Source organism: Flavobacterium adiutor (assembly GCF_048282555.1).
GTDB lineage: Bacteria > Bacteroidota > Bacteroidia > Flavobacteriales > Flavobacteriaceae > Flavobacterium.
This window is the reverse complement of sequence record NZ_CP182487.1, coordinates 3,092,725-3,116,099: the sequence shown is the minus strand read 5'-3', so window position 1 is coordinate 3,116,099 and position 23,375 is coordinate 3,092,725. Positions and strand designations below refer to the sequence as shown.

Genomic DNA, 23,375 nt, shown 5'->3' with positions numbered 1-23,375 from the left:
ACATTAGATTCAAAATATAAATTATGAGTAAAGCGATTTACATTGCCACAAGCGATCAGAACAGCGGGAAATCAATCATAACACTTGGTTTGATGAGTATTTTGATTGGAAAAACAGCTAAAGTAGGTTATTTCAGACCAATTATAGAAGATTTTGTGGATGGAGAACAGGATAATCACATTGAAACTGTTCTTTCACATTTTAATCTTGATATCAAATTTGAAGACGCTTATGCCATTACCAAGAGCAAACTGATCAAGAAAAAAAACAAAGGTAAAATTGGAGAAGTTCTGGATCTGATCATTGAAAAATATAAAAAACTCGAAGAACGCTTTGATTTTGTTTTGGTAGAAGGAACAAGTTTCACAGGTGAAGGAACTTCAATAGAATTAGACCTGAATGTTTTAATTGCTAAAAACCTCGGAATTCCTACGATTATCATTGGCTCGGGAGTGGGTAAAACATTAGAGGAATTACTAGATAGTTTATATCTGGTTTATGATTCTTTTAAAGTAAAAGAAGTTGAGGTTTTATCAGTATTTGCTAATAAAGTTCAGCCTGAAAATATTGAACTGGTTACAAAGAGTCTCCAGAAAACACTACCATCGAACGTTCTGATCAATACGATTCCGTTGATTTCAAGTTTGAACAATCCAACGATGCAGGAAATTGTCAATGAGCTGGATGCGAAGGTATTGTTTGGAGAAAACTATCTTAATAATGAAATTGGTCATTTTAGCGTTGGTGCTATGCAATTACATAATTATCTTGTTCATCTGCATGATAATGCCCTTGTTATTACGCCAGGAGATCGTTCTGATATTATTTTGGGTGCGCTGCAAGCCAATGAATCAGCGAATTATCCAACTGTTTCCGGAATTATCCTGACCGGAAATATTCTTCCGGAAGAAAGTATATTAAAATTAATTGAAGGGCTTTCTGCTATCGTTCCTATTATTGCGGTTGATGGCGGAACGTATCATATTACGAATAAGATTGGTGCGATTCGTTCTGAAATTTATGCTAACAACATACATAAAATTGAGACCTCAATTACGACATTTGAAAAATATGTTGACAACGATGCTTTATCCGAAAGATTAATCACTTTTGTGCCTGAAGGAATGACGCCGAAAATGTTTCAGTACAATATGGTTAAAAGAGCTAAGCAACATCGTAAACATATTGTTCTGCCAGAAGGCAATGATGATCGAATCATTCTGGCAGCATCAAGGTTACTAGATATGGATGTGGTTGATATTTCTATAATTGGAGATAAAAAACAAATTGAAAATAAAGTTACTGAACTCGGAATTTCATTTGATTTTTCGAAAGTTGCCATCATTAATCCAATAGAATCTGAGTTTTATGAAGAGTATGCCAATACATATTATGAGCTTAGAAAAGCCAAAAATGTGAGTATCACAATGGCAAGGGACTTAATGGAAGATGTTTCATATTTTGGAACTATGATGGTGTATAAAGGACACGCTGACGGAATGGTTTCGGGTGCTGCGCATACTACTCAGCATACTATTTTGCCAGCATTACAGTTCATCAAAACAAAGCCAAATTCATCTGTGGTTTCATCAGTGTTTTTTATGTGCCTTGAAGACAGGGTTTCTGTTTTTGGCGATTGCGCTATCAATCCAAATCCGACTGCAGAACAATTAGCTGAAATAGCTATTTCATCAGCAGATTCAAGTTCAGCTTTCGGAATTGAGCCAAAAATTGCGATGCTTTCCTATTCTTCCGGTTCATCAGGAAAAGGGGATGAGGTAGAAAAAGTCCGTACTGCAACAGAAATTGTAAAACAAAAACGTCCTGATTTAAAAATTGAAGGGCCAATTCAGTATGACGCTGCTGTGGATCGTGCAGTAGGAAAAAGCAAAATGCCGGATTCTGAGGTAGCAGGACAGGCAAGTGTACTTATTTTTCCGGATTTAAATACTGGAAATAATACGTATAAAGCGGTTCAGAGAGAAACCGGAGCTTTGGCTATTGGTCCAATGTTACAAGGTTTAAACAAACCCGTAAATGATTTGAGTCGCGGCTGTACTGTAGATGATATTATTAACACTGTAGTTATTACAGCTATTCAGGCGCAGGGATTGTAATTTTAAGTTAAAAGTTAGAAGTAAAATGTTATACGTTTTTTACGTTTTGCAATAAATAGATATAGAATCAAAAAAAAATGAAAATATTAATAATAAACTCAGGAAGTTCATCAATAAAATATCAGTTAATGGTTATGCCGCAAAACGAAGTAATTTGTACCGGTATGATTGACAGAATTGGACTTGAAATGTCTAACATCACTTTTAAAACTGCTGAAAATGCAATAGAAGAAATAGTATCAGTTTCAACACATAAAGTGGGTTTACAAAAAGTAGCCGAAATGCTGTTGCATCCTGAAAAAGGAGTGATTAAATCGACTTCAGAAATTTCTGCCGTTGGTCATCGTGTAGTCCATGGAGGAAGTTATTTTTCGGATACAACTATCATAACTAATGAGGTGAAAGAAAAAATAAAAGAACTTTCTGAATTGGCACCTTTGCATAATCCTGCTCATTTGGTTGGGATAAATGTTGCTGAAGAAATCTTTTCAGAAGCCAGACAGGTAGCTGTTTTTGATACGGCTTTTCATCAGACAATTCCAATTGAGGCTTATAAATATGCCATTCCGAATTATCTTTTGACAGAAAATAAAGTACGGGTGTATGGTTTTCACGGAACAAGCCATAAGTATGTTTCTGAAAAAGCCATCGACTACTTAGAGAGCAATTCCAAAATAATTACCATTCATTTAGGCAACGGCTGTAGTATGGCTGCTATAAAAGATGGAAAAAGTATCGATACTACAATGGGGTTTTCGCCGGCAAATGGTTTGATAATGGGTACGAGAGCAGGAGATATCGATCAGTCTGTAATCTTTTATCTGATAAAAAACCTGGGATATACAGCTGATGAAGTCAATGCAATTTTACTAAAACAAAGCGGAATGCTTGGTCTCACAGGTTACAGTGATTTACGTGACATCGAATCTGAAGCAGAAAAAGGAAATAAAGACTGTGAATTGGCTTTATTAATGAATGCTTACAGAATCAGAAAAACAATTGGTTCTTACACAGCAGCTTTAAATGGTTTGGATGCGATTATTTTTACGGCAGGTATAGGAGAAAATTCGTCCCACATGCGAAAATTAATTTGTACAGATATGGATTATTTCGGAATTGAAATCGACGAGGAAAAAAATCAAATCCGTTCCAGGGAAATCAGAGAAATCAATAAACCTCATTCAAGAACAAAGGTTTTAGTAGTTCCTACTGATGAGGAATTTGAAATTGCCAGTCAGGTGTATCATTTACTACAGAATTAGTTATGATTTGTAAAGGATAATTTTTAATAGTCTTGCAAAAAATAATCATATTAAGCTCCTCTGCAGGGAGCTTTTTTATGCTCAAAATTTAAATATTTGTGAGTATATTTGAGTTTAAATCTGAATATTTTGAAATCGATACTCTTAAAATTACTATTCTTCTTCTTTTTCATTACCGCTCCAATTCAATCGCAAGAATTACTTCCATTTGTAGAGAATTATAATAAATCTAATTATCAGGGTGATAATCAGATATGGAGTGTTGCTCAGGGAAAAGATAAGGCAATGTATTTTGCTAATAATCATTATTTATTGCGATATGATGGCGTTATATGGGAGAAATATACGCTGCCAAATAAAACAATCATCCGTTCTATTATGATTGAGAATGATAAAATCTACTCTGGTTCTTATAAAGAGTTTGGTTATTGGTATCGAAAAAACGGAAAGATGCAGTATGTTTCGATTACAAAGAATCTGCGTTTATTTGATGAAAAAGATAATGAAGAAATCTGGAAAATTTTCAGATTTAAGGGTTTTGTATATTTTCAATCCTTCAATGATGTCTTTATTTATGATGGAAAACATATTAAAAAAATTAAATTTCCATTTTTGATTTCCTATTGTTTTCCTGTAGATCAGAATTTATATGTAGCTTCTGTAGACAAAGGGATGTTTAAAATGGAAGACTCAAAAATTTCTAACCCAAAAGGCTGGAATATTTTAAAAAACACTGTAGTTCATGCTGTCGAAAAATACAAAGGGAAAACCTTTATTTTTACCCATAAAAAAGGAATTTTTACTGTAGAAAAAAATGGTTTGAGGCCTTGGAATAATCCTTTAAATGAAACTCTTAAGTCTAAGGGTATTAATGTTGCGAGGTTTATTAAAAACAATAAATTAATTGTAGGTACAGGAAATAAAGGTGTTTTTATTTATGATTTTACTACTGATGCATTCAAAAATATTGACAGAAATAATGTTTTGATGAACAACTCGGTTCTAAGCATTGGTTTTGACAAAGAAGAAGATTTATGGCTGGGTCTTGATAACGGAATTGCACATGTCGAAATAAACTCTCCAATCTCTTTTTTCTATGATAATTCGGGTTTTCTGGGGTCAGTGTATTCCGTTGCAACTCTCGATAAAGGTTATTTGATTGCTTCTAATCATGGTATTTTTGAATTTGATTCGGGAAATTTAAAAATGCTCTCTAATACGCAGGGTCAAGGCTGGAATATTACTAAAATTGGTAATAAATATATCATTGGTCATAACGATGGTACTTTTTGTTATGAAAAAGGTGTTTTATCCAAAATTAATAATGTCAACGGAGGATGGAATTTATCCAAAAGTTCTATTAACGATACTTATTTCCAGTCAACGTACAGCGGAATTTTGGTTTACACAAACGCCACAAACTTAAATGATACTAAAAAGATTAATGATTTTTCTAAACCTATTAAATATGTTGCCCAGAATAAAAAAAATGAAATTTGGGCGGCAGATAATTATCGTGGACTATACAGAGTTTTTTTTGATGATCATTTTAAAACAAAAAAAGTTGAAAATATCACTCAGCAAAATAAAATTAAAAATGATTTTGGGGTTAAAATTTTTGAATTCCGAAAAGAAATCCTTTTCCTGATTAATAATATTTGGTACACTTTTAATTCAATTTCAGGAAAATTAGAGGAAAATAAATTATTTAATACCAATTTTAAAAATGTTTCCGATGTTGTAGCTATTGATGAAAATCATTTTATAGTATTACAGGAAGGAATTTTATATCATATTTATGCAAATGGTAACAGATTTATCTGGAATATGATTCAGGAAAAGTATTATAAAGGAAAGCTGATTAATGAAAATCTCAGAATTTTTAAAAGTCGAAATCATTATTTATTAAATCTGGATGATGGTTTTATTTTACTTCAGTTAGGATATGAAAATAGGCAAAATAATGTTGTGAAAATAGAGGCATACAATGAAAACGAATTATTAGCAAATGATCAAAAAATAAAGCATAATACAGAACTCAGAATAAATATTATTTCGGGAATTTACGGCGCCAGAAGACCAAATTTATTTTATCAGATCGACAAAGGAAAAAATTATATTCCTATATCCAACGGAAAAATAGTTTTAAATAATTTAGCAAGCGGTTCACACTCTGTTTTTGTTTTTAAACACGACGGCGCAAATTACGATCAGGTAGCCATGTTTGATTTTAGAGTCGCACAGCCTTGGTATTTTTCTGCCTGGATGGTCTTGCTATACTTGGTAATAATAGGAGCCATTTTATTTTTCTATTACAAATGGAATAAATTTCGATATACTCAAAAATTAAAATTACAGGCCGAAGAGTTAAAACATCAACGTGAAATTCTCGAAATGGAATTGAAGAAAGAGAACGAAATGAATATACAGGAATATGAGAAACATATTCTGGAATTAGAATTGCAGTCAAAATCTTCAGAAGTAGCAGGAAAATCATTGTCTATTGCTAAACAAACCGAAATGATTGATAAAATTCAGAATATTCTGGACTCAGAAAAAGATTTCAACAAACTTAAAAGTGAAATCAAAAAGGCAATTAAAATTAATGAAGTAAATAAACATGAGTGGGAGGTTTTTGAAACCAACTTAAACCAAATTCATAATGAGTTCATTGTTAATCTATCGAAAAAATTTCCTCAATTAACTCCAAAGGATATTAAACTATGTGTTTATCTGAAAATGAATCTTTCTTCTAAAGAAATTGCACCCATGATGAATATCTCGTTTAGAGGTGTAGAATTACACAGATATCGTTTAAGAAAGAAATTAAATCTGACTCAGGAAGAAAACTTGTCAAAGTTTTTACTAACTCTGTAATATTAGACTTTCTTTTTTAAATATAATATATTTTAATATATTCTTTTTTATATTATTCTCATACATCATTACTACATCATAACGTAATGTTAATGAAAAAATATTAAAAATTAAATGCTTTAAAATCAGTTGTTTGTTGTTTATTTTTTATAATTTGATGTAGTTGTGTTGTAGTGTTTTTGATGCACTGCAACGCAGTAATTGCGTAATTTGGCAGTACTAACTTAAACGATTACGTACTGTATGAAAAATTTTATTTTTAGCTTTTTAGCACTCTTGTTGCTGCCTACATATATGATGGGGCAGGCGCAGGCAATTAAAGGAAAAGTAGTTGACAGTAGCGGGATGGGAGTTCCGGGCGCAATTATTTCTGCTTCAGGTTCCAGAACTACCGCTGATGCTGACTTCGATGGTAATTTTACTATTAATGCTAAAGTTGGAGAAACTTTAAAAATCTCTATGCTTGGATTCGATGCTGTTTCTGTACCGGCTACAGCAGGTCAAATGACTATTACATTAAAAGAGGCGGGTGATACTGCTTTAAAAGAAGTAGTGGTTATTGGGTATGGTACTAGAAAGAAAATCGATAATACTTCATCAATCACTTCATTAAGATCAGAAGAGGTAACCAAAACAAAAGTATTAAATGCTTCTCAGGCAATTCAGGGTAAAGCAGCAGGGGTTCAGGTAACTTCATCAGATGTTCCTGGAAGTACGCCTTCTGTAGTTATTAGAGGTTTGGGAACTGCTTTAGGAGGCAGAAATCCTCTATATATAGTGGATGGAATGCCAACAGAAAACATCAATAATATCAATACAAACGATATTACTTCTTATGAGATTCTTAAAGATGCTTCTTCTCTCGCTATTTATGGTACAAGAGCAGCAAACGGTGTTATCATTATTACTACTAAAAAAGGGAAAGGTGATAAAGTTTCTGTAGAAGTAGAAACGTTTGCAGGTTTTAGAAAACCTCTTAAAAAAGTGCAAATGGCAAACAGCAGCCAATATGTTGCTTATAGTAATGCTGCTTTAGGAAACAATACATTTTCTACAGATCAGCCATATAATACAAACTGGTTTGATGAAATTACCAGAACAGGTTCTTATATGCAAAGTAATATTTCTATTTCAGGAGCAACAGAAAGCGTAAAATACTTTTTTAGTGCAGGAAATTATGAAGAGAAGGCTGTTTTAGACGGTTTAAGCTACGGACGAACTACTTTTAGAAATAATAATGAATTTAAAATTTCTAAAAAAATTACTTTAAATCAGAATTTTAGTTTTACCTCTGCAAAATCGGCTCCAAAGCCATTAAGTGCGTTTACAAATGCATATAAGCAGTCTCCAATTGTACCTGTTTATTACCCAACAGGTGAGTATGGTGTTTCTTATATTGATGCAGCAACAGGATTACCTAGCACAACAGGAACCTATCAGTTTAATAATGTGGGCAACCCAGTATCACAACTAGATTTTTATAACGAACAGCAAAGAAGTATTACCTTGCAGGGTGGTTTAAAATTAGACTATCAAATTATAGATGGTTTAAAATTTACTTCGCAGTATAATGGAGAATATTATAACTGGAAGCAATATAATTTTGAAGACACTAAAAATATTTGGCTGGCTGCCGATCCTAAACGTAATGCTGATAATTATCCGGAAACTTCAAATACAAACTTATTGACTAAGGGAAGAGAAGAATACTATAACTGGAATTTATCAAACTATTTCACCTATAATAAAGTTTTTGCAGCTATTCATGATGTAGAAGTAACAGCAGGTATGGAGGTTTCTGTAAAAGGAGCAAAAGAAAACATTAGCATTGTTAGGAAAAATGTAAATCCAAATTCTAATTATTGGGCCCTATATAATTCGACAGATGCTAAAGGTGTAGATTATGCCGGAAGTGTTGTGAATTTATATAATATCGTTTATAACGAAAGCAAACTGGCTTCTTATTTCGGTCGTTTCCAATATAAATTAATGGATAAATACCTTCTTACAGGAACAATTAGACGAGATGGTTCTTCAAATTTTGCAAAAGACTACCGTTGGGGAACTTTCCCATCTTTTGGAATTGGATGGGTGTTAACAAAAGAGAGTTTCTTATCTGATATTAAAAATGTTAATTTGATTAAGCTTAGAGGTAGCTGGGGTAAATTGGGGAACCAAAATGTACCATTAAATAACCAGTCTTATAACTCAGGGCTAAACAGTTATTTAGGAGGTTCAATTTTAAATGAAGGAACTACTATTTCTTCTCAAATTGATCCAACTTTGACATGGGAGGTTACAGAGGAGAGTTCTGCTGGTATTGATTTCGAGTTTTTTGACAACAGATTAAAAGGGTCTTTTGATGTGTATGATAAAAATACAAACAATGTAATTTTAAATATAAAACCATACGTAACATCAGGAATTACTTTAGCGAGCCCGTCTCATGTTGGTGAAGTATCTAACAAAGGATATGAAATTGCATTACGTTGGGACGATAAAATTTCTGATAACTTAAGTTATTGGATTGGTGGAAATTTCTCTCATAACAAAAATGAACTTGCATCTTTGAAAGATGTTGAAATTTCACCATTAATTGGAGGAAATTTAGGGAATGGTCAAAACACCAAGATTTTAGATAAAACATCTGTAGGTCAGCCATTAGGAAGTTTTTATTTATATCAGTATGCCGGTGTAGATGCAGCTAATGGAGATATGTTATACTATACTGCGGCAGGAGATAAAGTAACTCAGGACAAATTAGATGCAACAACAGACAGAAAATATGCAGGTTCTATTTTACCTAAAGCAAATTATGGTGTAACACTTGGATTAAATTACAAAAACATTGATTTCTCTGTTGATGGTTACGGTACAGGTGGTGCAAAAGTATACAATGGTAAAAAAGCACAGCGTTTTACAGGCGAAAATATAGAAGCATCATTAGCAACAAATTTCTGGACACCAACAAACACTACTGCATCTAATCCTGCACCATTTAATGAAGTTCCGGTTGCTTCAACTTATTATTTAGAATCGGGTGACTTCTTTAGAATTAACAATATCACTTTAGGATATAAACTTCCTTTAAATGAAAAGAGTTTTGTTAATTACTGCAGAGTTTATGTAAATGCAATTAACCCATTTATTACTCAAAAATTCTCAGGTTTTTCTCCTGAATTAAATGGAGATGGTAATCCTTACGGAACTCAGGGCGTTGAGCTTGATGCTTATCCTACCTTAAGATCTTTCGTTATTGGTGCTAATTTAAAATTTTAATATTATGAAAAAGATATATATATCAATGTTTGTACTATCTGCTTTGTTTTTTGGTGGATGTTCAAGCGACTTTTTGGATGCTGATCAGACACAATCTATCTCTACAGAGGATATTGAGTTATTCAATAATGATGAAGGAGCAGCAACATTTGTTACTTCTATCTACAGCAAATTTCTTGATTGGGATATGAGTTCTTTTGGATGGATTGGTTTAGCTAGTATTACATCTGACGATGCAGATAAAGGTTCTGATCCGGGTGATACAGGAACAGATAAAGATGTGCTTGATGCGCTAACTTATAATGCTTCAAATCCATCTGCAGAGAGTACTTTTACCGCTCAATATGACGGAATCAACAGATGTAATCAGGCTTTAAATATTCTTCCAAAGTTAGATAAAGCAGATCCTGCTTTAAGAGAAAGGTTAATGGGAGAAGCAAAATTCTTACGTGCTTTTATGTATTTTACTTTGGTGAAATGTTACGGAGGTGTACCTATTGTTGATCATGTAACTACTATTCCATTATCAGAAGAAGATAAAGCAATGCAGCTTACCCGTAAAACGGCTGCAGAAACGTATGCTTTTATTGAGCAGGATTTAAATGATGCTATTGCAGTATTGCCGCTTAAATCGGCTTATGCTGACAGCGAAAAAGCAAGAGCTTCAAAAGGAGCGGCTTATGCATTACTGGCAAAAGTTAATTTGTATCAAAAAAACTGGCAAAAAGTAGTTGACAACTGTAATTTGGTTACAGGTTATGCTCTTGCCCCAGATTACGCTAAAATGTTTAGAAAAGAAGGTGAAAATGATATCGAATCTATTTTTGAAATTAACGGAGTTGGATCTGTGCCAATTAAAGGAATTTCGGGATATTCTAATGTTCAGGGTGTTCGAGGTGCCGGCGGCTGGGGCTGGGGCTTTAATACTCCTTCAAAAAGCTTAGTTAATGCTTACGAAGCCGGTGATGTCAGAAAAGAAGCTACTATTATTTTTAGAGGTACCACTTTATATGATGGAAGAGAAATCCCTTTGTCTGAAAGTGATTTAAATCAGGGATATAATTTTAAAGCATATTCTTCACAGTTTACAGATGCCTGGGAAACAGATGCTAACATAAAATATTTAAGATACGCTGAGGTATTGTTAATGAAAGCAGAGGCTTTAAACGAATTAGGACAAACTTCTGAAGCAATTCCGTTATTAAACCAAATCAGACACAGAGCAGGATTAGGAGATACTCCAGCGACTTCACAGGCAGATGTGAGAACTGCTATCTGGAAAGAAAGAAGAGTGGAGCTGGCTTTTGAGTTCGACAGATTCTTTGATTTAGTTCGTACCGGACAGGCAAAAGCTGCTTTTGCTGCAGACGGAAAAGTATTTACGGAAGGTAAAAATGAATTATTCCCAATTCCGGCATCATTCATTATCCAGGCTAACGGTTTATCTGCTCAAAATCCAGGGTATAATTAATATTCTTATATATCACTTCCTTCAGATTTCCTGAAGGAAGTGATTATTTATTACAATCTTAAATTTTTATAATGTTTAGAATTTCAGTTTTATTTTTAGTCTTTACTTTTTTTAGTTGTGGATCCAATGCAGACAGATCGAAAGAAAACGCACCGGAAAATGCTTCTGAAACAGTATTAACAGATGAGCAGCTTTTAGATGTTGTTCAAAAACAAACTTTTAGATATTTCTGGGATTATGCTGAACCGAATTCCGGACTAGCGAGAGAACGTTACCATCCGGACGGGAATTATCCAGAAAATGATGCTAACATTGTTACCACTGGAGGTTCCGGTTTTGGTTTAATGGCCATTGTTTCAGGAATGTCCCAAGGATATATAACAAGAGAACAAGGAGTAGAGAGACTGAACAAGATTGCAGATTTTTTAGATAAAGCAGATCGTTTTCATGGAGCATGGTCGCATTGGATAGACGGAAATACAGGAAAAGTAAAACCTTTTGGAACTAAGGATAATGGAGGAGATCTTGTCGAAACCTCATTTTTGGTTGCAGGAATGATTACTGTTCGTGAATATCTTAAAGATGGTTCTGAAAAAGAAAATGCAGTTGCTAAAAAATACGATGCACTTTGGAAAGGTGTAGATTGGCAATGGTATACAAATAACAAAAATGTCCTATATTGGCATTGGTCTCCCAATTATGCCTGGGAAATGAATTTGCCTCTTCAGGGCTATAATGAATGTCTTATTACTTATATAATGGCGGCATCTTCTCCGACTCATTCAATTGATGCAAAAACGTTTCATGAAGGGTGGGCTAGAAGCGGTGGCATAGTTTCTTCAAAAATAAAATACAATATCCCTCTTATTTTAAAACATAATGGTGCAGAAGAATTTGGCGGTCCGTTATTCTGGGCGCATTATTCTTATGTAGGTTTAGATCCAAACCAATTAAGCGATAAATATGCTAACTATTGGGATTTAAATGTAAATCAGACCAAAATCAATTATCAATATTGCGTTGAAAATCCCAATAAAAATGCGGGTTATGGTCCTGATTATTGGGGGTTAACAGCTTCTTATTCCAGAAATTCCGACGGTTCTATTGGCTATAACGCACACATGCCTGGCAACGATCCTGGTGTTATTTCACCTACAGCGGCAATAAGCTCAATTGTTTATATGCCAAAGGAGTCAATGACTTTTATCCGCAATTTATACGAAAATCATAAAAAAGAAACTTGGGGTGATGCAGGATTCTACGATGCACTTAGCTTAGGGAACAAATGGGTTGCAAAACGTTATCTGGCAATTGATCAGGGACCTGAAGTCGTTATGATTGAAAATTATAGAACAGGTCTGTTATGGAAATTATTCATGAATGCACCTGAAATAAAACAAGGTTTAACAAAACTTGGATTTAAATCTGGAAAATACAGTATTTAAAGAATTACAATGAAATATAAATTAGCTCTTTTCTCTCTTTTCTTTTCTTTTTTTGGCTTTAGCCAAAGTGAATCAACTGGGAAAATTAACACGGTCATCTTGGCAAAATTTGAACTCGGTTATGTATTGCATAAGCCGAAGAATACAAAAGAGAAAAAGCCTTTGATTGTTTTTATTTCCGGTGATGGAGAAAAAGGAACTGATCTTGAGAAAGTGAAAATTCATGGTCCGTTAAAATATTTAAAAACACATCAGCTGGATGCTTATGTATTAGCACCGCAATGCAAAGAAGATGAAAATTGGGATATAGAATCGATTTATCAGCTAATTGTAAAAATTCAGAAAGACAACAAAATTGATTCAGAAAGAATATATGTTACTGGTTTGAGCTCAGGAGGATGGACTTCTTGGAATTTGGCTTTTGCGCATCCGGATCTATTTGCCGCAAATGTACCTGTCGCTGGCTTTGTAGATTTGATTCAGTTAGAAAAAGCATGTGCAATAGCCAATATTCCAACCAGAATTTTCCACGGATTGCAGGATAATGTGGTGAATGTGAATTATGCGATTACAATTTATAATGAATTGAAAAAATGCAATGCTAAAGATGTAAAGCTGACCATTTTTGATGACGCAGATCATGACAGCTGGACAAGAGTTTATGATAATGCAGCAATCTACGACTGGATGCTGCAGCAAAAGAAAACAAATACAAATAAATAGAATACAATGAAACTGCTTTGATTCAAATAAAAACTATAGAAGAAAAGCAATTCTATGTTCTGATTTAAAATAAATATTAAATACACATGAAAAACAAATTAGTCTTACTTTTTTTAGGATGTGCTGTTTTGGGATTTGCTCAAAAAAAGACACCTAAAAAGACAGCGAAAATTAAACCAAAGTCTGAATTTGTGGCGGAGTTAATGTCAAAAATGACTTTAGACGAGAAATTGGGTCAGTTAAATTTGCCAACTTCAGGGGATATTACAACAGGACAAGCAAATAGTTCAAACGTTGCAAAAAATATCGCTGAAGGTAAGGTTGGCGGCTTATTCAATATAAAATCGGTTCAAAAAATCAAAGAAGTACAGAAAATTGCAGTTGAAAAAAGCCGTTTGAAAATTCCATTACTTTTTGGAATGGACGTAATTCATGGTTATGAAACAACATTCCCGATTCCGTTGGGATTGTCTTGTACCTGGGATATGGGCTTAATCGAAAGAAGCGCTCAAATTGCTGCCAAAGAAGCTAGTGCAGATGGAATTAACTGGACATTCTCTCCAATGGTTGACATTTCTCGTGATCCAAGATGGGGAAGGATTTCTGAAGGTTCAGGAGAAGACCCATATTTAGGGAGCCAGATTGCAAAGGCAATGGTAAATGGTTACCAACAGCGTGATCTTTCTAAAAATAACTCAATTTTAGCCTGTGTGAAACACTTCGCATTATACGGAGCTCCAGAAGCAGGACGTGATTACAACACGGTAGATATGAGTCATATCAGAATGTTTAATGATTATTTCCCTCCATACAAAGCAGCTGTTGATGTTGGTGTAGGGTCTGTAATGGCTTCTTTCAACGAAGTTGATGGAATTCCTGCAACTGGAAACAAATGGTTAATGACAGATGTTTTGAGAAAACAATGGGGGTTCAAAGGATTTGTAGTAACAGATTTTACAGGTATTCCTGAAATGATCGAACACGGTATGGGAAATCTTCAGGATGTTTCTGCACTGGCTATGAATGCTGGTGTTGAAATGGATATGGTTGGAGAAGGTTTTTTAGGAACTTTGAAAAAATCTTTAGATGAAGGAAAAGTAAAAATTGAAACAATAGACAATGCTGTAAGATTAATTTTAGAAGCGAAATACGATTTAGGATTATTCCACGATCCTTACAAATACTGTGATGAGAAAAGAGCCAAAACAGAAATTTTCACGGCAGACAGCCGAAAAGAAGCCCGTGAAATTGCAGCGCAGTCTTTAGTTTTATTTAAAAATCAAAATCAGTTGTTACCACTTAAAAAATCGGGTACAATAGGCTTAATCGGACCATTGGCTGATGCCCGAAACAATATGTCAGGAACCTGGAGTGTAGCAACTGTTGGAGAAAAATGCATTTCGCTGCTTGAGGGAATTCAGGATGTAGGAGGAAAGTCTGTAAAAGTACTTTATGCAAAAGGAAGCAATTTAGATTACGATGAAACTTTTGAAACGAATGCCACAATGTTTGGTAAAACTTTAAATCGTGATCCTCGTCCTAAAGAAGAATTAATTGCAGAAGCTTTAAAAGTGGCTGAACAATCCGATGTAATTGTAGCTGCTTTGGGAGAGTCTGCAGAAATGAGCGGAGAATCCAGCAGCCGAACTAATCTCGAAATTCCGCAATCTCAAAAAGATTTACTAAAGGTTTTGCTAAAAACCGGAAAACCTGTCGTATTGGTTTTATTTGACGGACGTCCTTTGGTTTTAAATGATGAAAACGCAACGGTTCCTGCTATTTTAAATGTTTGGTTTGCAGGAAGTGAAGCGGGTCATGCTATTGCAGATGTTTTATTTGGAGATGTAAATCCTTCGGGAAAATTGACAACGACCTTCCCTAGAAGCGTGGGGCAGGTGCCGATTTATTATGCACATAAAAACACAGGGAGACCGCTTTCGAATACAGAAGGGAAGTTTGAAAAATTCAGATCAAATTATATTGACGAAAGAAATGAACCTTTATTCCCATTCGGATTTGGGTTGAGCTACACCACTTTTGATTATTCAAATCTGAAAATTTCTGCTGATAAAATGAATTTCAGCGAAAAACTAAAAGTAACGGTTGATGTAACAAATACCGGCGATTTTGACGGAAAAGAAACTGTTCAGTTATACATCAGGGATTTGGTTGGTTCGGTAACAAGACCGGTTAGAGAACTAAAAGGTTTCCAAAAAATAACACTTAAAAAAGGAGAAAAACAAACAGTAAGTTTTGAGATTACTGTTGAGGATTTAAAATTTTATAATTCTGATTTACAATTCATAGCAGAGCCAGGACAGTTTGATGTTTTCGTAGGAGGAAATTCGACTGCCGATAAGAAAGTTAGTTTTGAGTTAACTAAATAGTTGGTTTGTTATTAGTGATTGCCCTTTGTACTGGTTATACGAAGGGCTTTTTTTATAATAAAGATGCCGGTTTAAACACACTTAATATATGTTCATAAAAGATAAAAAGATCAAGATTATTTATTCCATTATGTTTTTGCTTTTACAATTAGGGATTAATAGTAATGCATCTGCACAGAATGAATTTGGTAAAACAGAATGGTTCGATCCTTCAAGACCTGCAACAACGTATTGTAATCCAATTAATATCGGTTATAATTACACAACCTACAATCACAATGGAATTCCCGAATCCCGACGTTCAAGTGCTGATCCGGTAATTATTACCTACAAAGGCGATTATTATTTATTTGCCACGAATCAGGCGGGTTTCTTTTGGAGTAAAGACCTGTCCGACTGGAATTTTGTTTATGGAAGTTTCCAGAGACAGCCGGGCGATGATGATCAGTGCGCTCCTGCAGCCTGGGTGGTAAACGATACTTTGTTTTATGTAGGTTCAACCTGGAAAAGAGATCATCCTGTCTGGAAAACAGCCAACCCTAAATCAGGCAGATGGACTCGTCATGTTAATAAAGCCATGCTTCCAACCTGGGATCCGGCGATTTTTCAGGATGATGATAAAAAAGTCTACATGTATTACGGTTCAAGCGGAAAACTGCCTCTCGTAGGTGTTGAGATTGATTACAACACCTGGCTTCCAAAAGGCAATCAGGCTGATTATGCAACATTATACAAAGCGACCGAGGTTGAAGATATTCAAAAACGGTATGGTCAGATTAAAGAAGTAGCGATTCTGAATCCATCAGCTCATGGCTGGGAACGTTTTGGGCCCAACAATGATATGGAACCTGCACCCTGGGGAAATTTTATCGAAGGTGCCTGGATGACCAAACACAATGGAAAATATTATATGCAGTATGGCGCGCCGGCAACTGAATTTAAGGGTTATGCCAATGGAGTTCATGTAGGAGACAATCCACTGGGACCTTTTACCTATCAAAAACACAATCCGATGTCATATAAACCGGGCGGATTTGTAATTGGTGCGGGACACGGAAATACTTTTGCAGACCATTACGGAAATTACTGGAATACAGGAACCTGTAAAATTTCCATAAAAGATCGTTTTGAACGACGTATTGATATGTTCCCTGCCGGATTTGATAAAGATGATGTGATGTATTCGATCACAGCTTACGGCGATTTCCCCATTGTATTGCCAACAAGCCCGCGTGACCAGACAAAAGGCGCTTCATCAGGATGGATGCTGCTTTCCTACAAAAAGCCGGTGACAGTTTCTTCTTCGGAAGAATGTATGGAAGTCGAAACACACCGAATGGATAACGGCGGAAAAAAAGTCTATGAGAAATTCTGTTACGGGCCTGAAAATTTAACGGATGAAAATATTCAGACGTATTGGTCTGCTAAAACCAGTAATCCGGGGGAATGGATTCAAATGGATTTGGGAAGACCAATGGAAATAAAAGCCTTACAGATTAATTACGCAGATCATAAAGCAACGCAGTTCAATAAAGCAATGGATATCTATTACCAGTATAAAATTTTCATGTCTGATGATGGTATAAACTGGATTTTAGTTGTCGATAAATCCAAAAATGACAAAGATGCACCACACGATTATCTGGAATTGACAAAATCAATTAAGGCGCGTTACATTAAAATGGAAAACATTCATAACGCTTCAGGATTGTTTGCAATTTCAGATTTCAGGGTTTTCGGAAACGGATTAGCAGCAAAGCCAAAAGCAGTTGCTTCTTTTAAAATAAACAGAAATAAAGCTGATTCACGAAACGCTATAATTTCGTGGAAAAAACAAAATGATGCAATTGGATACAATATTTATTACGGAATCGCTCCTGATAAATTATACAACACGATAATGATATATGACGAAAGCTCGTATGATTTAAGAGGTTTGGATAAAGACACAAAATATTACTTTACAATCGAGCCGTTTAACGAAAATGGAATTGGTGCAAAAAATAAGATTATCGAAGTAGAATAATTTTTTTTTAACGAATTTATAAAAGCTCTGACTGCAAATTGAAGAATTTGTAAATCAGAGTTTTTTTTATGAAAAGGCTAAGGAGAAAATCTGACAGTTCTGAAGAATTTTTGTTTCTTTGTGAAAGGAGTCAGATGTTATTACTCAATGATTCCATTCGTCACTTCGAGTGGTTTTTAATAATAATGCGATAGCTTTATAATTAAAAAAATGTATCGAGAAGCTTTTTAATACTAAGGTTCTAGATACAATTTATTTATAAAAAACTATCGCACTTTTTAAATAAAATCGAACTGACGGTAATGTACCATAACGCCATAACCTACAAAAACATGAAAAAAACAATTCTTTTGACCGTTTCAATTTTAAGCGGATTGTTATCTTTTGCACAATCAAATGATGAAAAAAATATTAAATTATTCTACAAAAAAGCTCTAACTGATTCCAAATGTTATACCTGGTTAGAGTATTTGTCCAACGATATCGGAGCACGATTATCAGGTTCTCAAAATGCTCAGTTAGCTATTAATTATACCAAAATACAATTAGAAAGTTTAGGTCTTGATAAAGTGTATCTTCAGGAAGTGATGGTGCCACATTGGGTACGTGGCGAAAAAGAAACAGCATTTATTTTAGACGGAAAAGTAAAAACCGTAGTACCAATTTGTGCTTTGGGAGGCTCTGTTGCAACCCCAAAAACAGGACTAACCGCTGAAGTAATAGAAGTACAGGGTATTGAAGAATTAAAAACGTTAGGCGATAAAGTAAAAGGAAAAATTGTGTTTTTTAACAGACCAATGAATCCTGAAAATATTGAAACTTTTAAATCATACGGAGCCTGTGTCGATCAGCGATTTGCCGGAGCCAAAGAAGCGGCTAAATTGGGAGCCGTAGGAACTATTGTTCGTTCAATGAACCTACGTTTAGATGATTTTCCACATACAGGAGCGCAGAGTTATGGCGATTTACCAAAAGAACAATATATTCCGACAGCAGCAATCAGTACAAACGGAGCTGAATTATTAAGTGCTACTTTAAAAAATAATCCAGCTTTAAAATTTTATTTCAAACAATCCTGCGAGACTTTGCCTGATGTTCTTTCGTACAACGTAATCGGAGAATTGACAGGAACGGTAACACCAGAAAACATTATGGTTGTGGGTGGTCATTTGGATTCCTGGGATCTGGCAGACGGCTCTCACGATGACGGAGCAGGAGTGGTGCAAAGCATGGAAGTGGTTCGTATTCTTAAAAGTTTCAATTACAAACCTAAAAACACAATTCGTGTTGTTTTATTTATGAACGAAGAAAACGGCGGAAAAGGAGGAGCGAAATACGAAGAAGTTTCAAAACAAAAGAACGAAAACCATATTTTTGCTTTAGAAAGTGACTCAGGAGGATTCACACCAAGAGGGTTTTCAATAGAAGCTGATGATGCTAATTTGAAAAAGATTCAGGGATTCGCACCTTTCTTTGAACCTTATTTAGTACATAGTTTCACCATTGGCCATGCAGGTTCAGATATTGGTCATTTAACCTCTAAGGCAATTGTTAAAGCAGGTTTAAAACCGGATTCACAGCGCTATTTTGATTATCATCACGCTGCAAATGATAAGTTTGACGCCATTAATAAGAGGGAATTAGAACTTGGTGCAGCGACTATGACTACCTTGCTTTATTTGATTGATCAGGGAGGGATTGTTTTGCCGGGGGGTAATTGATTTAATAAAAATCATAAATAAGAGATTAGTTGTTGACAACATCTCAATAGAATTTACTTTTAAATGGAAACAAATAAGTCTTCAACAAAACATCATTACTTACCTGTATTTTACCTAAATGGTTTTGCTGACGAAAATCAACAACTATTCGTTTATGATAAAATAAAAAATGAGATTCTGGAAAAACAAAATCCTAGTAGTAAATTCTATAAAAATCACTTAAACAACTTCAGACAAGACGGAAAAGTTCTGTTCAGTTTTGAAGAAAAAATGTTTACTCCGAGCGACACAAGAGTTGCTCCCTTATTTTCTAGATTTAAAAATATATTGAACTATGAATTCTCCGCCGTTGACAAAGTTGAAATATTACATTTCCTAAGTCAGCTTTATTGGCGTTCACCAGAAACGCATGAAAAATATATCGAATTAATAAAAAAAGAAGGATTTAGTAATAAGCATTTTCAAGTTTCAAAAAACGGAAAGCAACTGAAAGATGAAGAAATTCCCGAAATAATAAACAAGATTTTGAATGATCCTGAAACTCAAAAAATGTTTAAACACATTATCCCACTTACCAATGGAAGCATTGAAGAATCAAAGAAGCTTTTCGATAAATGGAAAGTTATTGATTTGACTAATGACCAAGCAAGATTAATCACAGGCGACAATCCTTTTCTTATAAACAACAAGGATTTTCGTATTGATAACATATTTGAAGAATTGATTTTTCCTCTTTCTAAAGATAAAGTTCTAATCTTATCTGATGAATCACCAGACTTTTTTGACTCAATAGCACTTGTTAATATCAATATTCTTATTCTTCATCAATCTAAGAGATTTATTGCTTCAGAGAATCGAAATCAACTGGAAACCGTTATTGGAAATTATAATCACTTTAAAAATCTAAACCTATTAGACAAAATGCATTCAGGAACTTTTGGAATAATGCATTTACAATCTCAGTTCAAAAATTTTGAAGATTACTTGAAATATTATCATGAACTCAAAAGGGAAGGAGCTAGCCATTAATTCCCATTTTTCGCAATTTTAAATTTTGTGGTAAGTTCCCGCAGCTTGCGCATTAGTGAAATTATGCAGTTCAGTAATTCGTAATTTAAGAGAAGCGGTGCAATGTTGTAATTATAGCTTTTTATTTTTCAACAATCACAATTTCATAGCAACAACATAATACAAATACCCAATAGGAATATTACTCAACAGCAGCAAAATCTTAACAGCAATATCTCTTCGGTCATTATATAGTTTTATAAAACGGTCTATCAGATGAAAAAGCATGATTCCGTTTAGGAGTAAAACTGAAACAACAAACGGAAACGCAAACACCAGAACATTAGCGTTTTTGTTGGTAAACATATATAACGCAAATAAGACAGTACTGATTATAAAAGTTCCAATTACCAATTCAATAGTCTGGGTTTCCTCAGAAAGTTTTTTATGGATAGTTTGCATAAGTTTAAATATTAAAAATGTGTTGAATCGTTTTGACAGGTACAGAAAGCATATTTGAAAAATTCAGATAATAAAAAGGATGTGCTTTTTTACCTCTTTTGTATTGTTCAATAAAATACCGAATCTGTTTAGGGTAGAAGGGAGTACCTGAAAAGATTACCAAAAACAAATACAAACTTCTCTTTCCGTTTCCCAAAAGATAATACTGCATCCCGATTTCATCAGTAACTGAAATTCCGGTATTGGTCAGAACATGAATGACATCATGATCTTCTAATTTGGGCTGCATATCAAAATGATTTTTATCAAGAAAGTTTCCTAAGCCAAATCCTAAACTGCCTTCCGGATAGTTCAGGAGCGTTGCTTTGTCAACTTCCCATGGTTTGTTTCTTTTAAAGAATTTTTGATAAGGAACTTTTGAGCATTCGTAAAGTTTTTCGATCAGATAGTCTTTCATATTTTTTTGTGTTATTTTAAAAGTTCTTTGAAATTCAAAGTTTTTTAATAAATAGAAAACCTAATATTAAGTATATAATATTATTACGAGTAACATTCAATAAAGTACTTTGAAATACAAAGTAAATAATAAAAAAAATAGCTGCCAAATAAAATGACAGTTATTTTATAATAGAATAATACTCAATTTTTATTTAAAAAGTTACGTGTTGTTATTTATATTTGTCTGGGAAAATAAATCAGAATTCTATAAATTGAATATTAATTATGAAGAAATTATTTGTTGCCGTATTGCTGTTTTTTTCTGTGATTGTCGTTAAAGCACAAGTTGTTGGTCTTGAAGTGGGAGATATAGCTCCTGAAATTGATCTTCCGGATACAAAAGGAGAAAAGGTAGCCCTTTCCTCTTTAAGAGGTGGATTAGTATTAGTTGACTTTTGGGCTTCGTGGTGCGGACCTTGTATTAAAGAACAGCCTGAATTATTAAAATTATACAACACATATTCCGGAAAATTAGATATTTATGGCGTTTCCTTAGATACAAAAAAGCCGGTTTGGACAGGAGTAATAACAAAACTAAAACTTCCGTGGACACAGGTAAGCGACTTAAAATACTGGAGCTCTGCAGCAGCAACTGATTATATGGTACAAGCGTTGCCATTTAATGTTTTACTGGACAAAAACGGAATTATTCTGGCTAAAAATATCCATGGCAACAAGTTAAATGAACTGATAAAAGAATTGTTGACGCAATAATTTGTTCGCAAATATGAGCTAGTAAAATGAAAGAAAGCGAGGATAAAAAGAAAATATATTTTAATCAGGTGTATGATAATATAAAAAGCATTGGCTATCATACAACCGCAATAATGGAAGAAAAAAACTTCACTCCTTTTGCATATTCTACAGGAATATTTGAAAATTTTAAAATACCTGAATTATTTATTTCCGGACTTGAACCAAACCTATCTGGAGAAATCATTAAAAATTATGCAGAAAAATATAAATTCGGTGAAATTCCATTAAATAAAAGAATATATAATTTAACAGAGAAATTTCCTGTATACTTTATAAAATTAAATAATAAAGACTTGACAGAGTATGTTCTCACATCAATTAAATTTTATGAAAACCGGGATTATAAGTATTTGCAATTAGTTTTTCCTGACTTAAATGGAAAATTTCCAAATGAAAGTAATTACGAATATGACCAAAAAATAGTTGGAGAATTCTACATTTAGAATTACAATTATATGATTAAAACAGTAACTGAAATGTGTACATCAAGAAAATGACTAATTGTTTTTAATTTAATTCCCTTTTTGTTCTTTAATGTATTTTGCCACATCCACCATTGTCGCAACCCAAATATCTTTTTTTCTTTTCTTTAAATAGTCCAGTAGTTTTCGGTGTTCTTCTAAATCAATATTCAGACCATGTTCACCGCCTACACCATGGAACAGAAAAACAATAAAAGAGCCTTTTTTTTCGGCCTCTTCGATCTGTGCTATCATTTGTTCGGCTGTACTTCCGTTTTGAACAAAGGAATTTACATTAGAAAGATCAACTTCCTTCTTGTTTAAATAACCGGCTGCAACCCCTCTGGCAGCAACAAAATCGTTTTTTAAGAAATTATAGTACAATGTATCTTTAATGGTCAAATCTCCGCAAGGATAGGCGAAAGTGCGCTCGTTTTGGCCGTCAATAGCTTTAAGCAAGGTATTGGTAATTTGGGTTTCTTTAACCGCTCTGGCAACGGTATATTTCGACAAATCAGTTTCAGATGTTACAAATCCTCTTCCGGGTAAATTTCCGTTGCATGGATGGTTTAAAGTATGATTCCCAAGTTCATGTCCTTGTTTGGCAGCAGTTCTCCATTCTTCGATTCTCTGGGAAACAACAGGTGAAGAACCTATCAGGTAAAACGTTCCTTTAAACTGATACGAATTAAGCATCGGAATCACCTTGTCAAGATGGATATTTAAAGCATCATCATACGTCAGGACAACAGCACATTTTTTACCATTCCAGTTTCTGTTTTGTTCCTGGGCAAAAACGTCGGCTGAAAGAATAAAAACAAATACAGTAACTATTATGCTTTTGAGGTTTGTGTTTACGAGTTTAAAAAGAAAATTGGTCAT

16 protein-coding genes are annotated in these 23,375 nt (G+C 34.0%); 13 read left to right on the top strand and 3 right to left on the bottom strand.

The window, feature by feature from the left end; genetic code table 11:
* Positions 1-23: 23 nt before the first annotated feature.
* The 11 genes from pta (at position 24) to ACNC7R_RS12945 (ending at position 20,337) form a co-directional block, all read left to right on the top strand.
* Positions 24-2,117 (top strand): phosphate acetyltransferase, encoded by a 2,094-nt coding sequence (pta, locus tag ACNC7R_RS12995; RefSeq protein WP_417941505.1) that lies wholly within the window; start codon positions 24-26, stop codon positions 2,115-2,117.
* A 77-nt stretch (positions 2,118-2,194) separates the two neighbouring features.
* The gene (locus ACNC7R_RS12990; RefSeq protein WP_417941504.1) at positions 2,195-3,379 is read left to right on the top strand and encodes an acetate/propionate family kinase; all 1,185 of its coding nucleotides are present in this window, start codon (positions 2,195-2,197) and stop codon (positions 3,377-3,379) included.
* A 129-nt stretch (positions 3,380-3,508) separates the two neighbouring features.
* A complete protein-coding gene (locus ACNC7R_RS12985; RefSeq protein ID WP_417941503.1) occupies positions 3,509-6,256 on the top strand; it encodes a LuxR C-terminal-related transcriptional regulator in 2,748 nt (915 codons plus the stop codon).
* A gap of 243 nt (positions 6,257-6,499) precedes the next feature.
* Positions 6,500-9,535: a SusC/RagA family TonB-linked outer membrane protein gene (locus ACNC7R_RS12980; protein ID WP_417941502.1), complete on the top strand. Its 3,036-nt coding sequence runs from the start codon at positions 6,500-6,502 to the stop codon at positions 9,533-9,535.
* Between the two features lie 4 nt (positions 9,536-9,539).
* Complete coding sequence (locus tag ACNC7R_RS12975; RefSeq protein WP_417941501.1) at positions 9,540-11,006, top strand: RagB/SusD family nutrient uptake outer membrane protein; 1,467 nt, start codon at positions 9,540-9,542, stop codon at positions 11,004-11,006.
* 71 nt (positions 11,007-11,077) lie between these two features.
* Positions 11,078-12,451 (top strand): glucoamylase family protein, encoded by a 1,374-nt coding sequence (locus ACNC7R_RS12970; RefSeq protein ID WP_417941500.1) that lies wholly within the window; start codon positions 11,078-11,080, stop codon positions 12,449-12,451.
* Positions 12,452-12,460: 9 nt separating this feature from the next.
* Positions 12,461-13,174: a prolyl oligopeptidase family serine peptidase gene (locus ACNC7R_RS12965; protein WP_417941499.1), complete on the top strand. Its 714-nt coding sequence runs from the start codon at positions 12,461-12,463 to the stop codon at positions 13,172-13,174.
* A gap of 86 nt (positions 13,175-13,260) precedes the next feature.
* Positions 13,261-15,561: a beta-glucosidase BglX gene (bglX, locus tag ACNC7R_RS12960; protein ID WP_417941498.1), complete on the top strand. Its 2,301-nt coding sequence runs from the start codon at positions 13,261-13,263 to the stop codon at positions 15,559-15,561.
* Positions 15,562-15,649: 88 nt separating this feature from the next.
* Positions 15,650-17,587 (top strand): family 43 glycosylhydrolase, encoded by a 1,938-nt coding sequence (locus tag ACNC7R_RS12955; RefSeq protein ID WP_417941497.1) that lies wholly within the window; start codon positions 15,650-15,652, stop codon positions 17,585-17,587.
* A gap of 332 nt (positions 17,588-17,919) precedes the next feature.
* Positions 17,920-19,308 carry a M20/M25/M40 family metallo-hydrolase gene (locus ACNC7R_RS12950; protein ID WP_417941496.1) on the top strand — a complete coding sequence of 463 codons (1,389 nt, stop codon included), beginning with the start codon at positions 17,920-17,922 and terminating at the stop codon, positions 19,306-19,308.
* Positions 19,309-19,371: 63 nt separating this feature from the next.
* Positions 19,372-20,337 (top strand): DUF4238 domain-containing protein, encoded by a 966-nt coding sequence (locus ACNC7R_RS12945; RefSeq protein ID WP_417941495.1) that lies wholly within the window; start codon positions 19,372-19,374, stop codon positions 20,335-20,337.
* Positions 20,338-20,472: 135 nt separating this feature from the next.
* Here ACNC7R_RS12945 and ACNC7R_RS12940 read toward each other — a convergent pair whose 3' ends face one another.
* Together ACNC7R_RS12940 and ACNC7R_RS12935 are read right to left on the bottom strand one after the other, a co-directional pair.
* Positions 20,473-20,778: a hypothetical protein gene (locus ACNC7R_RS12940; protein WP_417941494.1), complete on the bottom strand. Its 306-nt coding sequence runs from the start codon at positions 20,776-20,778 to the stop codon at positions 20,473-20,475.
* Between the two features lie 4 nt (positions 20,779-20,782).
* Complete coding sequence (locus ACNC7R_RS12935; protein ID WP_417941493.1) at positions 20,783-21,235, bottom strand: hypothetical protein; 453 nt, start codon at positions 21,233-21,235, stop codon at positions 20,783-20,785.
* Between the two features lie 266 nt (positions 21,236-21,501).
* On the opposite strand from ACNC7R_RS12935, the gene ACNC7R_RS12930 reads away from it, so the two are divergent.
* Positions 21,502-21,990, top strand: coding sequence for a TlpA family protein disulfide reductase (locus ACNC7R_RS12930; protein ID WP_417941492.1), 489 nt, complete (start codon positions 21,502-21,504; stop codon positions 21,988-21,990).
* Positions 21,991-22,016: 26 nt separating this feature from the next.
* Entirely contained in the window at positions 22,017-22,475 is a 459-nt protein-coding gene (locus tag ACNC7R_RS12925; protein ID WP_417941491.1) for a DUF4262 domain-containing protein, read from the top strand.
* A 69-nt stretch (positions 22,476-22,544) separates the two neighbouring features.
* Here the strand turns inward: ACNC7R_RS12925 and ACNC7R_RS12920 are convergent, their stop codons facing one another.
* Entirely contained in the window at positions 22,545-23,375 is an 831-nt protein-coding gene (locus ACNC7R_RS12920) for a polysaccharide deacetylase family protein (RefSeq protein ID WP_417941490.1), read from the bottom strand.

Excerpts from the sequence above, each read along its gene's own strand:
- ACNC7R_RS12975 (WP_417941501.1), top strand. The coding sequence starts at position 9,540 with ATGAAAAAGATATATATATCAATGTTTGTACTATCTGCTTTGTTTTTT.
- ACNC7R_RS12955 (WP_417941497.1), top strand. The coding sequence starts at position 15,650 with ATGTTCATAAAAGATAAAAAGATCAAGATTATTTATTCCATTATGTTT.
- ACNC7R_RS12925 (WP_417941491.1), top strand. The coding sequence starts at position 22,017 with ATGAAAGAAAGCGAGGATAAAAAGAAAATATATTTTAATCAGGTGTAT.
- ACNC7R_RS12970 (WP_417941500.1), top strand. The coding sequence starts at position 11,078 with ATGTTTAGAATTTCAGTTTTATTTTTAGTCTTTACTTTTTTTAGTTGT.
- ACNC7R_RS12990 (WP_417941504.1), top strand. The coding sequence starts at position 2,195 with ATGAAAATATTAATAATAAACTCAGGAAGTTCATCAATAAAATATCAG.
- ACNC7R_RS12980 (WP_417941502.1), top strand. The coding sequence starts at position 6,500 with ATGAAAAATTTTATTTTTAGCTTTTTAGCACTCTTGTTGCTGCCTACA.
- ACNC7R_RS12965 (WP_417941499.1), top strand. The coding sequence starts at position 12,461 with ATGAAATATAAATTAGCTCTTTTCTCTCTTTTCTTTTCTTTTTTTGGC.
- ACNC7R_RS12945 (WP_417941495.1), top strand. The coding sequence starts at position 19,372 with ATGGAAACAAATAAGTCTTCAACAAAACATCATTACTTACCTGTATTT.
- ACNC7R_RS12920 (WP_417941490.1), bottom strand. The coding sequence starts at position 23,375 with ATGACCAATTTTCTTTTTAAACTCGTAAACACAAACCTCAAAAGCATA.
- ACNC7R_RS12935 (WP_417941493.1), bottom strand. The coding sequence starts at position 21,235 with ATGAAAGACTATCTGATCGAAAAACTTTACGAATGCTCAAAAGTTCCT.
- ACNC7R_RS12930 (WP_417941492.1), top strand. The coding sequence starts at position 21,502 with ATGAAGAAATTATTTGTTGCCGTATTGCTGTTTTTTTCTGTGATTGTC.
- pta (WP_417941505.1), top strand. The coding sequence starts at position 24 with ATGAGTAAAGCGATTTACATTGCCACAAGCGATCAGAACAGCGGGAAA.
- ACNC7R_RS12940 (WP_417941494.1), bottom strand. The coding sequence starts at position 20,778 with ATGCAAACTATCCATAAAAAACTTTCTGAGGAAACCCAGACTATTGAA.
- ACNC7R_RS12950 (WP_417941496.1), top strand. The coding sequence starts at position 17,920 with ATGAAAAAAACAATTCTTTTGACCGTTTCAATTTTAAGCGGATTGTTA.
- bglX (WP_417941498.1), top strand. The coding sequence starts at position 13,261 with ATGAAAAACAAATTAGTCTTACTTTTTTTAGGATGTGCTGTTTTGGGA.